Source organism: Saccharothrix australiensis, from assembly GCF_003634935.1.
Lineage (GTDB): Bacteria > Actinomycetota > Actinomycetes > Mycobacteriales > Pseudonocardiaceae > Actinosynnema > Actinosynnema australiense.
In genome coordinates this window covers 3,191,038-3,203,584 of the sequence record NZ_RBXO01000001.1, presented here as the reverse complement: position 1 = coordinate 3,203,584, position 12,547 = coordinate 3,191,038, and the positions used below count along the sequence as shown (strand labels likewise).

The 12,547-nt window shown below is 73.6% G+C and carries 10 protein-coding genes and 1 pseudogene; 3 read left to right on the top strand and 8 right to left on the bottom strand.

The annotated features are described in order from the left end of the window. Positions 1–174 precede the first annotated feature (174 nt). Positions 175–909 (top strand): annotated as a pseudogene (locus C8E97_RS14675) (IS3 family transposase); the annotation flags it as partial. An 89-nt stretch (positions 910–998) separates the two neighbouring features. Here the strand turns inward: C8E97_RS14675 and C8E97_RS14670 are convergent. Continuing rightward, positions 999–2,012 (bottom strand): aldo/keto reductase, encoded by a 1,014-nt coding sequence (locus C8E97_RS14670; protein ID WP_121005903.1) that lies wholly within the window; start codon positions 2,010–2,012, stop codon positions 999–1,001. A gap of 97 nt (positions 2,013–2,109) precedes the next feature. On the opposite strand from C8E97_RS14670, the gene C8E97_RS14665 reads away from it, so the two are divergent. Further along, on the top strand, positions 2,110–2,841 hold the full coding sequence (locus C8E97_RS14665; RefSeq protein WP_121005901.1) for a TetR/AcrR family transcriptional regulator: 732 nt from the start codon (positions 2,110–2,112) through the stop codon (positions 2,839–2,841). On the opposite strand, the gene C8E97_RS14660 is transcribed toward C8E97_RS14665, so the two are convergent. The 3 genes from C8E97_RS14660 to C8E97_RS14650 form a co-directional block, all read right to left on the bottom strand. After that, the gene (locus tag C8E97_RS14660) at positions 2,828–5,551 is read right to left on the bottom strand and encodes a bifunctional lysylphosphatidylglycerol flippase/synthetase MprF (protein WP_121005899.1); all 2,724 of its coding nucleotides are present in this window, start codon (positions 5,549–5,551) and stop codon (positions 2,828–2,830) included. The genes C8E97_RS14665 and C8E97_RS14660 overlap by 14 nt on opposite strands. A gap of 571 nt (positions 5,552–6,122) precedes the next feature. After that, positions 6,123–7,064, bottom strand: a complete 942-nt coding sequence (locus C8E97_RS14655; protein ID WP_121005897.1) for a helix-turn-helix domain-containing protein — start codon at positions 7,062–7,064, stop codon at positions 6,123–6,125. Between the two features lie 327 nt (positions 7,065–7,391). After that, positions 7,392–8,570 (bottom strand): MFS transporter, encoded by a 1,179-nt coding sequence (locus C8E97_RS14650; RefSeq protein ID WP_121005895.1) that lies wholly within the window; start codon positions 8,568–8,570, stop codon positions 7,392–7,394. A 64-nt stretch (positions 8,571–8,634) separates the two neighbouring features. Here C8E97_RS14650 and C8E97_RS14645 point away from each other — a divergent pair, with 64 nt between their 5' ends. After that, a complete protein-coding gene (locus C8E97_RS14645; RefSeq protein ID WP_121005893.1) occupies positions 8,635–9,006 on the top strand; it encodes a MerR family transcriptional regulator in 372 nt (123 codons plus the stop codon). Between the two features lie 140 nt (positions 9,007–9,146). On the opposite strand, the gene C8E97_RS34550 is transcribed toward C8E97_RS14645, so the two are convergent. The 4 genes from C8E97_RS34550 to C8E97_RS14630 all read right to left on the bottom strand — a co-directional run bounded on the left by C8E97_RS34550 (position 9,147) and on the right by C8E97_RS14630 (position 12,518). Continuing rightward, complete coding sequence (locus C8E97_RS34550; RefSeq protein WP_170211853.1) at positions 9,147–9,323, bottom strand: hypothetical protein; 177 nt, start codon at positions 9,321–9,323, stop codon at positions 9,147–9,149. Between the two features lie 177 nt (positions 9,324–9,500). Then, positions 9,501–10,385 (bottom strand): NAD-dependent protein deacetylase, encoded by an 885-nt coding sequence (locus C8E97_RS14640; RefSeq protein ID WP_121005891.1) that lies wholly within the window; start codon positions 10,383–10,385, stop codon positions 9,501–9,503. A 234-nt stretch (positions 10,386–10,619) separates the two neighbouring features. After that, positions 10,620–11,210, bottom strand: coding sequence for a superoxide dismutase family protein (locus C8E97_RS14635; RefSeq protein WP_121005889.1), 591 nt, complete (start codon positions 11,208–11,210; stop codon positions 10,620–10,622). 258 nt (positions 11,211–11,468) lie between these two features. After that, positions 11,469–12,518 carry an ABC transporter ATP-binding protein gene (locus C8E97_RS14630; protein WP_121005887.1) on the bottom strand — a complete coding sequence of 350 codons (1,050 nt, stop codon included), beginning with the start codon at positions 12,516–12,518 and terminating at the stop codon, positions 11,469–11,471. Positions 12,519–12,547: the final 29 nt, after the last annotated feature.

The following is a 12,547-nucleotide window of genomic DNA, read 5'->3' as shown; positions in this document are numbered from 1 at the left end:
CGAGCAGCTTCGCGGCCGCTTCGGGGTCGAGTTCGTCCTCCGGGTCCTCGGTGTCTCCACGTCCACCTGTTACGGCTGGGTGGCCCGACAGGTCGACCCGTCCCGGCGTGAACGCGAGGACCGGGCGATCACGACCGAGATCGTCGACATCCACGCCGCCTCGGGGGCACCTACGGCAGTCCGCGGGTGCGCCAGGTGCTGTGGCGCCGGGGTGTCCGTGTGTCGTGCAAGCGTGTCGAGCGGCTGATGCGCCAGGCCGGACTGCAGGGCGCCTTCCTGCGCAAACGGTGGCGTGTCCCCTCGACCGGGCGGGATCCGCGGTCCGCACCGGCGCCCGACCGGGTGAATCGGGACTTCACCGCGCCCGCGCCGGACCGGTTGTGGGTGGCCGACGCGACCCGGATCCGCACCGGCGAGGGTGTCTTCTGGCTCGCGGCGGTGCGCGACGCGTTCTTCAACCGGATCGTGGGCTGGAAGACCCCCGACCGCTGCGACACCGACCTGGTCCTGGGTGCTCTGGAGTATGCGATCTGGTCCCACGACGTGCGCGACGGACAGTTGATCCACCACAGCGACCGCGGGTCGACCTACACGGCCTTCCAGTTCGCAGAACGGTTGGCGGACAACAACGGAACCCTGCCCTCGATGGGGTCGATCGGCGACTCGTATGACAACGCTCTGACGGAGAACTTCTTCTCCACACTGAAGATCGAGTTGGTCTACCGCCGCTCCTGGCGCACCCGCGACGAGGCCGAGAACGACCTGTTCCGGTATATCGACGGGTTCTACAACACCGAGCGCATCCAGAAGGACCTCGGCTGGCTCAGCCCGGACGAGTACGAAGCCGCCTGGCACACCGCCCAAGCCGAACCGACTACCATCCCGGCATCACCGACCCGATCCAGGTAACAACCGCCTCGGGTTATCGGGGGAACCTCAGGGATGGGGTGGTTCGGAGGCAGGGAGGGTTGGGCTGTCGTTGTCGTGGTGCGTCGTGGTCAGTGTTCGCTGTCCAGCAGCTCCATCATGGCCGGTGCGTAGCGGCTGCCGCTGACCGCTGTCGCGGGCATCGCCTCCTCGATGGCCGCCAGGTCGGCCGGGGTCAGGGTGAGGCTCGCCGCGGGCAGGGCTTCTGCCAGGCGGGCTCGGGTTCGGGCGCCCACCAGGGGCACGATGTCGGTGCCCTGGGCCGCCACCCACGCGATCGCGAGCTGCGCCACCGTCGCGCCCCTGGCCTCCGCCACCTCCCTCAGCGACTCGACCAAGGACAGGTTGCGTTGCAGGTTGCCGTCCTCGAAGCGGGGGCTGACGCCGCGGAAGTCGTCGGCCGTCAGCTTGCGGTCCCGCTGCCAGTGGCCCGAGATCAAGCCTCTGGACAGCACCCCATACGCCGTGATGCCGATGCCCAGCTCCCGCGCCGTCGGCAGGATCTCGCCCTCGATGCCGCGTGAGATCAACGAGTACTCGATCTGCAGGTCGACGATGGGGTGCACCGCCTGCGCCCGGCGCAGCGTCCCCGCGCCCACTTCGGACAGCCCGATGTGGCGCACATGGCCTGCCTGCACCAGCTCCGCGATGGCGCCCACGGTGTCCTCGATCGGCACGTTCGGGTCCAGGCGGGCCGGGCGGTAGACGTCGATGTGCTCCGTCCCGAGCCTCCGCAGGCTGTACGCGACGAAGTTCTTCACCGCCTCGGGCCGGTTGTCCTGCCCGTTCCAGCCACCGGCCGGATCGCGCAGCGCGCCGAACTTCACGCTGACGACCGCCCGGTCGCGGCGGCGGCCACGCAGGGCCTCGCGCAGCAGCATCTCGTTGTGGCCCATGCCGTAGAAGTCGCCGGTGTCGAACAGGGTCACGCCCTCCTCCAGGGCGGCGTGGATGGTGGCGACGCCCTCGGCCTCGTCGGCGGGCCCGTACAGGTCGGACATGCCCAACAGGCCCAGGCCCAGGGCGGAGACCTCCGGGCCCGTGGCTCCCAGGCGGCGGACGGGCAGGGTGGGGGACGTGGTCATCTTTCGCTCCTCGTGGTGGGTGGTAGCGGTGGTAACAGGAACGACGTTAGCAGTGGTTCGGTATCGGCGCTACCCTCTATCGTGTTAACGTTGTTCCATGACCGAGGCGACCAGGGCCGGCACCACCAGGGAGCGGATCATCACCGCCGCCGCCGAACTGCTGACCCGGAAAGGGATCGACGCGGTCTCCACGCGGGCCGTCGCCGCGGCGTCCGGGGTGCAGGCGCCCGCCCTGTACCGGTTGTTCGGCGACAAGCAGGGCCTGCTCGACGCCGTCGCCGCGCACGGCTTCGACCGCTACCTCGGGGTTAAGCGCAAGCTGCCGCCCGGCGACGACCCGGTCGAGGACCTGCGGCGCGGCTGGGACACCCACGTCGAGTTCGGGCTGACGCACCCGGCGTTCTACGTGCTCATGTTCGGCGTCACGCAGCCCGGCCGACGGCCCGCCGCGGCGGCGGACGCGCACCGGCTGCTGCTCGGCATCCTCGACCGGGTGGCCGGGGCGGGCCGCCTCCGCCTGCCCGTCGGCACGGCGGGCGACATCGTGCACGCCGCCTGCACGGGCGTCACGCTGAACCTGATCGCCGCACCGCCCGACGGCGTCGATCCCGACATCGCCACGCGCGTCCGGGACATCGTCCTGGCCGCCGTCACCACCGACGAGCCGGCCGACCCGGACGCCTCGCTGTCCGCCCGCGCGCTCGCGCTGGACGTGACGCTGAGCCGCCAGGCCCACCCACTGTCCCCCGCCGAGACGGCCCTGCTGCACGACTGGCTGCACCGGCTCGCCGCCGGCCGGGCCGCGCCGGACGGGCTCAGCGGGGGCTGAGGCGGCGGCCGAACCGCCGCCGGGCGACCAGCCGGGCCAGCCGCACGCCCTGCCGCACGCTCATGTCCGGCAGGTACGCCCGGCTCACCGCGTTCGCGATCCGGGGCAGCGCCGCCGAATCCGGGTACGCCATGAACATGGGCCGGTACACGGGCTGGAACTTCGCCTTGAACGCGAACAGCGAGCGGAACCCGTACACCGGCTCCAGCAACTGCCCGGTGACGTCGAGCACCCGTTGCAGCCCGCACGCCCGCACCCCGCGGTCGAGTCGGGCCAGCGGCGCGCCCGACAGGCTCACGAACCCCGCGCCCTCCTCCTTGAACGTCATGGCCGCCGACGCGATCAGGAACTCCATCGACCCGGTGAACGCGCTGCCCCGCCGGCGCATGAAGTCCAGCGTCCACCCGACGACCCGACCCTCCGCGTACACGGGCAGCCAGCTGGTCACCCCGTGCACGGTCCGGTCGGCGTCCACCGCGATCAGGCACCGCACGCCCTCGCCGGACAGCTCCTCCAGCCCGCCGAGCGTGAAGCCCATCTCCGGCAGCCCCTTGTCGGCCACCCACTCCGCCGAGATGGACCGGATCTGGTCGGTCAGCGCGGGCGGCGCGTCCGCGAAGTGCCACCACTCGGCCGTGATGCCCTGCTTGCCCGCCTTGTTCAACGCCGTGCGCACGTCCTGCCACTTCTTGCCGGTGAACCGCAGGTCCGCCAGCGGGATCACGGTGTCCTCAGCGACCTGCACCGCGTGCCACCCCAGCGGCGCGACCTCGTCGCACAGCTCCTCGCTGATGCTGTACAGGCACGGCGTCCAGCCCTGGTGCGCGCAGAACCGCGCGAACCCGCGCACGGCGTCACGGCACGCGTCGGACGGTCCGATCGGGTCGCCGACGGTCAGCGCGATCGTCGCCACGACCCGGTAGGCGACCACGGCACGACCGTCGGGCGTGAACCAGTACCGGTTGCCGCGCCAGGTCGTCATGTAGGACAGCGACGTCCGGCCGTGCCGCACCATCAGCTCACGCGCCCGTGCGGCGGCTTCGGCGTCCTCCTCCACCCCGGCGCTCCACGTGGCCCGCAGCAGCGCGTACAGGACCAGCAGCCAGAACACCACGCCCGTGTACTCGATCAGCACCGCGGCGATCAGGCCGTCCGGCCGGAACGGCATGGAGACCAGCCCCAGGTAGCCCGGCGGCAGGAACCGCGCGGGCAGGTCCGCCAGGAGGTCGACGAACCCCGGCCGCGGCGTGAACTGCGAGCGCGCCAGCCACCCCACGAGCACGTAGCACGCGCCCAGCCCCACGAACCCGCCGACGGTCACGGTCCAGAACCGGCGCACGGGCGTCGCCAGCGGGAAGTGCCGCCGCGTCGCCAGCAGCACCACCACGATGCCGAGCGGCAGCAACAGCGGGATGCCGTACTCGATCGGCGTGACCGGCACCGGCGGCACCTCGGCGAACAGCACCTCGGTCAGGATGTACCACCCGATGAGCCCGGTCATGGCCACGTTGAGCACCAGCGCGGACCACCACGCGAACCGCCGTCCCCGCCGCAGCCCCTCGGCCAGCACCAGGAGCAGCAACGCGGGCATCACGGACATGACCAGCGCGGGCAGCCGGTCGTACACGGCCTGGGTCTGCAACGCCCGGCACAGCGCCGCCAGTTCGGGGTCCGCGCAGTAGGAGGCCATGAGCGCGGCGTCCGGCTGAGGCACCGCGACGAGATCGGCGAACCACGACAGCGGCCCGTCCGCGTAAGGCGACAGCAGCACGACCACGGGCCCCAACGCGGACGCCGCGAGCAGCAACGCCACCAGAACGCGCGTCTCCTCGCGTGACGGGGGCACGGGCGCGGGACGACCGCGCACCGCGACCGCGCCCAGCACCAGCCCGACGACCCCGCCGCACAGCCGGTGCACGTCCTCCAGGTAGCCCGAGTACAGCGCCAGCACCAGCAGGCCCAGCACGACCAGCAGCCGCACGCGCCGGCGCCACAGCGGCGACAGCCGGAAGCTCACCGCCAGGGCCAGCCCCACGACACCCGGCGACGGGCCGACCGCGAGGTCGAAGTTCAGGTAGGAGAGCCAGCTCCACGCCGAGCCGAGCTGCACCAGGCCGGAGCCGGCGAGCACACCGACCACGTGCGTCACCGCGACGACCCCGAGCGCGCGGGCGGTGCCGAACTCCCGTTCCGCGACCGGTCCGAACAGCAGCAGCAACGCCGTCGTGGCCAGGTAGCCGGCGAGGTTGGCGCACCACAGCGCCGAGGTGGCCGCCGTCCACAGCGGCGCGGGCACCCCGAAGCCGATGGTGTCCAGCAGGTCCTCGGACGGCCCCGACCACAGGCTCCCGGTGGCCGCGCCGATCGTCCACAGCGCGAGCACCGCGCCCGCGGTGCCGGGCGCGCGGCGGATCACCGGCCCGAGCCGGTTCACCCGGCCGACGAGGCGCGCCGCGGCGGCGGTCACCCGTCCCAGCCGGGCCGTCCGCCCCGGCGCTGCCCCGTCCCCGCCCGTCGGCACGTCCCGCACCTTCCCGTCCTCGTCCCGTCCGCGCCCGCCCGCTCGAACCACCGCGCCACCCGCCGTGACCGCAGGGCGGTCGGGCGGCGGGTGCGATCCCGTGGGAGGCGGGCGGCGGTCGGCGCGGGGCCGGACCGGACCGGCCGCGTCGGGCTCGTCGTTCCGCGCGGGGTGGAGCTGGCTGGTCATCGGCGTCCTGTCACATCGGTGCGATGCGAACAGTCCACCTCCTCGACGGGGTCCGGCACATCGAACCAAGGGCTCGACGGTGTCCGTCCGAGGGGTGAGCGGGGATCAGACCGAGGTTGTACAACCGGAGTGACGAAGGCTCACTTCTTCGTGTCATCGCAGGTCGGCCCGAGAACAGGACAGGCGCGCCGCGCCTGTCGGAGGAGGCGGGACCGGGCTCACCGAACAGACTGTACGGCGGTACCTCGACCTCCGTAAGGCCCAGGGACAGCAAGTCCGTACAGGGCTTGGTCGGGACCACCGAACAGCTCAGGCGGCGTTACCGCCCCTCGGGCCTGGCAGGTGTGATCGCGCCCACCAACCGCACGCGGTCGACAGGTGGGAGGTGGCGGATTCCGCCGTGAACCGTCGGCAGTCGAAGTTCGAGGAGGAACCGTTCTGCCCCCCGAAGTCCACCGCAGAGGTCGGTCGGGTCGGTGACGAGCGGGAGAGAGTCGGCCCGCACGAGTTCCGCGTCCGCCTCGACCTCGGTCACGACGGGTCGACCCGGTGAACGTTCGTGGTCAACGCACTAGGTCCACTCCCAGCCGATGCCGAGCACGCCGGGCGGCACGTCCCTCGCGACCAGGTGCAGCATCCGGCCGGGTGTCAGGGCCAGTTCGCGGCCGTGGGTGAGCGCGCCCTCCGCCCCGGACTGGACCAGGTCGAAGCAGCGCACCGGCAGGCGGGGCTCGGTGAAGCGGACGCTGAGGACGTAGGTGCCGACCGGGTAGCGGAACGCGCGGCGGTAGTCGAGCGCCACCGCTCCCTCGGCCACGGTGAAGCGGTACTCCAGCAGGTGCGTCTGGCCGGCGCGCAGCGTGTGGTCGAACAGCAGCTCCACCGCGATCACCGGCGCGCGGTGGTGGCGGCGGACGCGGCCGAGGCGGCAGTTCGCCACCGCCTCCACCGTGATCGCGTCCGGCGCGGTGCCGGGGTCGGCGCAGTACACCGCGACGTGCCGGTCAGGGTGGCCGTCGACCGCGCGCAGCACCTGCCGGGTGCGGACCTCGCGGATCACGCCCCGGGCGTCCACGCCGGCCGCGTCGTCCTGCGACCACAGCCGCAGGTCGCCGTCGGACGGGCCGACCAGCGCCTCCACCGTCTCCGCCAACGACTGCGCGGGTTCCAGCATCCGCCCGTACCGCCGGGGCTGCCGCTGCCCGGCCACCCACCGGCCGCGCGGGCGGGGCGGGCCGAGCAGGGACTCCAGCGAGTGGCGCGGCAGGCCGAGGATGACCTCGATGGCCTGCACGGCGCGCAGCGACTCGGCGCGCTCGGGGCGGCTGCGACCCAGCCGCCAGTAGCTCAGGGTGGACAGGCTGACGTGGATGCCCCTGCGGGCCAGGCGGTCGCGCAGGCGCTCCAGGGTGAGGCCGCTGCGCTCGATGGCCGCGCGCAGCGCCTCGTAGAACGGACCCGTCCGGAGCAGCACGTCCACCTCGTGGTCGGCCCCGGACGGTCGCACGGCCATCGCAGACCCCCTCGACTGTGGAACACACAGTCTAGAAGCCGGATCACGCCCGGTGAGCCCGACGGCGGTGGGTAGTCCTCCACAGTTTCGCGCGCGGTTCCACAGTCGTGGTCGGTGCCCGGCGGGCGACCTTGACCGCGTCGGGACGCCCGGTATGTCATCGGCGCGGGCGGTCGGCCTGCACCGACCGCCCGAGGGCCGACGGCTGTGCTCGGCGAGGGCGAGACGCAGACGTCCGTCCGGCACGATCGGCCCGCACGGCGTGCCGGGTGGGACCGGCCCCGCGTGCCGGTCCCACCCGTCGCGTCGAACGGCCCGGCGCGTGGCTCAGCCCGTCGCCGGCCGGAAGGCGCGCGTCGCGAGCACCGCGGCGAACACCGGCACGAGCAGCAGCACCACGGCCCACGGCAACGACATCGGGCCCAGCAGGGCCAGCAGCACACCACCGGCGACGCCACCGCCCGACATGGCCACGTTCCACACCGTCACGAGCATGGCCTGTGCGGTGTCCGCCGCGTCACCGCCCGCGTGGGCCGCGGCGGTCTGGAGGAGCGTCGGCACGCCTCCCCAGCCCAGGCCCCACACCGCCACCGCCGCGAACACCAGCGGGGCGCTCCCGGTGAGCACCGCCGACCCGATGGCCGCCACGGCGACCAGGACCGTGCACGCCACCATGAGCGCCCTCGGACGGCGGTCGATCAGCGCGCCGACGACCCAGATGCCGACCAGCGACGCGACGCCGAACACCAGCAGCGCCAGGTCGACCGACCCGCCCAGGCCGACCGCGCCGAGGAACGCCGCGATGTAGGTGTAGAAGACGTTGTGCGCCAGCACGAAGACCAGCGTCACGAACAGCACCGCCGGCACGCCGGCCAACCGGGAGGTCGCGCGCAGGGCCGATCGCCCGGCGGGCTGCCCGGCGTGGTCGGGCACCACCGCGACGATCCAGCCGACGAGCACCGCGGCGAGCGCCGACATCACCCAGAACGTCGGCCGCCACCCGAGCGCGCCGCCGAGGAACGTGCCCGCCGGGATGCCCAGCGACAGCGCCACCGGGATGCCCGCCATGACGACGGCGATCGCCTTGCCCGCCAGGTGCGCCGGCGCGAGGCGGCGGGCGTACCCGGCGAGCAGCGCCCACACCACGCCCGCCGCGACACCCGCGACGAACCGCGCCACCAGCGTGAGCCCGTAGTCCGCCGAGACCGCCGTGACCGTGTTCGCCACCGCGAAACCCGCGACCCCGGCGAGCAACAGGCGCTTGCGCCGCCACGTGGCGGTGGCCGCGACGAGCGGGATGGCCGTGACGGCCGTGCCGACGGCGTAGACCGTGACCAACTGGCCGGTGGCGGACTCGGTCACGCCGAGCCCCGCGCTCATGGCGGGCAGCACGCCCGCGGGCAGCGCCTCGGTCAGGACGGTGGTGAACGCGGCCGTGGTGAGGGCGAGCAGCGCGCCCAGCGGGAGCCGGGTCGACGCGGGTGGGATCTCCGTTCGGGAAGCCATGCGTCGTATGCTCGAACCATCACACCAGTGTGAAGGTCAACCCGAGACCAGTGAGGTGGCGCACATGCGCATCGGCGAGCTGTCCGCGCGGACGGGCGCGTCCCGCCGCCTGCTGCGCTACTACGAGGAGCGCGGCCTGATCGTCTCCACCCGGTGCGCCAACGGGTACCGCTCCTACGACGAGGGCATGGTCGACCGGGTGCTCCAGGTGCGCGGCCTGCTCGACGCCGGCCTGCCCACGCGGATCATCAAGCAGATCCTGCCGTGCCTGGACAAGCCCAGGGTGATCTACTTCCCCGACGCCACGCCCGAGATGATCGCGACGCTGGAGCGGGAGCGCGACCGGATGACCGAGCGCATCCGCTGCCTGACCCGCAACCGCGACGCGATCTCCGCGTACCTCGACGCGGTCCGCGCGTACGACCGGGCGTCCTGAGCCGCCCGCCGAGCGGGCGACCGGACCGCGGGGCGCGGGGGTCGGCGCGCCGCCGCGGTCACGGTTCCCGTTGCCGTGCAAGGATGCGCCCGCCGGCGAACCGCACGCGGGCGGTGGCGCGCCGACGTGCGGCCCGACCGCTACCGCACCGGGCGCAGTTCCCGCCCGGACGCGGTGAGGTGCTCCCAGGTGCGACCGCGCTGGCTGGGCGGCGCGGAACCGTCCGCCGTGCGCAACGGGTACACCAGGCCGTACGGTATGGGCTGGTCGAACTCGTCGCCGCTGCGGATGTCGATCAAGTCCCGGACATGTGCCATCACGACCTCCTTGCGGGAAGAGGCGGCGCCGCCGGGGTGGACGGGCCGCACCGGGTGTGCGACTCGAATACCCGTTGCGGCACAGGAACATGCTGCGACATCAGGGTGAACCGGAGCGGACCGCGCCGCACGACCCACCAGGCGGGTCCACTGTGGACTGACAAGCGCCAACCCTTGTCACGAAAGGGTTTTCCGCACCGCCTCGCGCACCTCGGTGAGCGCCCGGCCGAGCGGCAGGTCGACCCGGACCGCCGCGTGCTCGTCGCCCCTGGTCTCGCCCCGGTTCACGATCACGACCGGCTTGCCCGCCTTCGCCGCGTGCCGGACGAACCGCAGCCCCGACATGACCGCCAGCGACGAGCCCAGCACGAGCACCGCGCGGGCGGCGTCGACCAGGCGGTAGCACTCCTCCACGCGCGGGCGCGGCACGTTCTCGCCGAAGAAGACCACGTCCGGCTTCAGCACGCCGCCGCAGTCCGCGCACGGCACCACGCGGAAGCCGCGCACGTCGTCGTCGGAGAGGTCCACGTCGCCGTCCGGGTTGACCCTGGACGCGGTCGCGGTGAAGTCCGGGTTCGCCGCCCGCAGCCTGCGGTCCAGCTCCTCGCGCGGGCTCGACCGCCGGCAGCCCAGGCAGACGACCCGGTCCAGGTTGCCGTGCAGCTCGACGGCGTCCACCGTGCCCGCCGCGTGGTGCAGGCCGTCCACGTTCTGGGTGATCACCCCGGACAGGAAGCCCTCGGCGCGCAGCGCCGCGACGGCGTGGTGACCCGCGTTGGGGTGCGCGCGGGCGATCGTGCGCCACCCCAGGTGGCTGCGGGCCCAGTACCGCCGCCGACCGGCCTCGCCGCCGGTGAACTCGTCGTAGGTCATCGGGGTGTGCCTGCGGAGGCTGCCCGCCGCGCCGCGGTAGTCGGGGATGCCCGACTCGGTGGACAGGCCCGCGCCGCTGAGCACGACCACGTCCCCTTCGGCGACCACCCGGACGACCTCGGCCAGGCTCGTCGTGCGCGGCAGCGGCGCACCCGAGGCGGTCCAGGTCAGCGTCGGACGTGTGCGCACCGCCCCAGCTTACGTGCGGCACCGGCGCGCGTGCGTCGAGCGCCGACGGCCCGTCGCGGCCGAGGGGCGCTCGCGGTTCCCGCGATCCGCCGCGCCACGCGCACCCGGTGACTCCGGGGCGCCTGCGGCGCGACGGGTGGCGACCAGGCGCCCCGACAACCGCGCCGCTCCCGCACGGTGGGCGGGATCAGGACTTCCCGCCCACCGCCGGCAGCGTGGGATTCCCGGCCGGACCTAGAACTTGACGGTCGCGCAGCCCAGTCGCGGACCGGCGGTGCCCGCCTTGCCGGGCTCGGTGGCGGTCTTCTCGGCGTGGATCACGACCGACCCCGCGCGCCGGTCGGCGAACTGCCACGGCACCACGGTCGTCACCGTGGCGCGCCCGCGCGCGTCGGTGGTGAAGTCGAGCCAGATCTCGTTCTTCGGGTTGGCGTACGCCGGGTCGACGGACGGCTGGACGGGGTCGACCACGTGCTGGTGGTGCGCGCCCGAGTCGGCGGGCAGCTGCCCGCACGGCTTCTGGTGGGCGTGCGAGCCGTAGGTGCGGTTGGGCACGAGCCCGTACACGCTCAGCTGGACCTTGGTCGAGTGCCGCTTGGGCACCGCCACCACCATGACCTTGGAGCCCGGCTCGATGAGCGCGGTGTCGTAGGTGAACGCGTTGGTCGCGCTCTCGGGCGGCGCGAACCGCCCGGTGGTCACCACGACGCCGCCGCGACCGTGCCCCTCGTGGGAGGCGTGCTCGTCCGGGGTGAACGCCGTGGCGGTGCCTGCGGTGGCGACGAGCGCCACGGTGGCACCGAGCAGGGGGAGGAAACGCTTCACACCTCATGCCTTTCCGAATGTCGGCGGCCATTTTGTCGGTACGGCCCGACGCTAGCACAATGATCTTGAAGCTATTCTCGTGCGGAATAGCCCCCATTAATCCGATCCAGTGAACCCGGCGCGGTCCGCCCCGGCACCGCGCTCACCGTGCGCAACCGGCATTCCGCGGCGAGCGCGGGCGGAAAACCGGCACGTCGACCGTCCACCCCGGACTCGGCCCGCCATTCGGGTGAATGTGGCTGCCCGATCCGCGCATCGTCAGGCGGGATAGGTGCGGATCTCGGTGGCCTTGAGCGCCACCCACACCACGTCGCCGGGTCGCACCCGCAGGTCGGCCAGGGTCGCCGCGGTGATGTCGGCCAGCACGGGCGGCGCGCCGTCCAGGCGGAGCCGGGTGGTGTGCCCGTGCTGCTCGACGCCGGCCACGGTGACCCGCCACGCGTTGCGCGGGCTGCCGCCGGGCGGCTCCCGGTGGACGCTGACGGCGCTGGGCGCGAACGCCAGGTGCACCGCGCCGGACGCGGGTTCGGCGACGGTCAGCACGCCGCCGCCGGCCACGGTGACGGTCGTGCCGCGCGCCTCGCCCCGGTACAGGTTGAGCCCGACCAGCGCGGCCACGTAGTCCGTGCGCGGTCGGCGGGCCACCTCGGCGGGCGGCCCCTCCTGCACCGCGCGGCCGCCCTCGACGATCACCAGGCGGTCGGCCAGCACCATCGCGTCCAGCGGGTCGTGGGTGACCACCAGCGCGTGGCCGGCGAACCCGGCGAGGTGGCGGCCCAGCTCGGCGCGCACGGCGAGGCGGGTGCTCGCGTCCAGCGCGGCCAGCGGCTCGTCGAGCAGCAGCAGGCGCGGGCCGGTCGCGAGGGCGCGGGCGAGCGCCACCCGTTGCGCCTGTCCGCCGGACAGGGCGCGGGGCTTGGCGTGCGCGTGCTCCGCCAGACCGACGCGGTCCAGCCAGTCGCGGGCGATCGCGCGGGCGGCGGCGCGGCGCGTGCCGCGGGCGCGCGGGCCGAACGCGACGTTCTCCAGCGCCGTCAGGTGGTTGAACAGCAGGTAGTCCTGGAACACCACGCCGATCGGGCGGCGCTCGGGCGGCACGAAGGCGCCCGGCGGCTCGTCCCACGGCACGCCGTCCAGGTCGATGTGCCCGGCGGTGAGCGGCAGGAGGCCGGCCAGCGCGCGCAGCGCCGTGGTCTTGCCCGCGCCGTTGGGGCCGAGCAGGGCGACGACCTCGCCCGGCGCGACGGTCAGGTCCAGGTCCAGCCGGAACCGGTCGCGGGTGACGCGGAGCCGGGCGCGCACCGTCACGACGCCGCCCCGATCCACCGGTGGCCGGC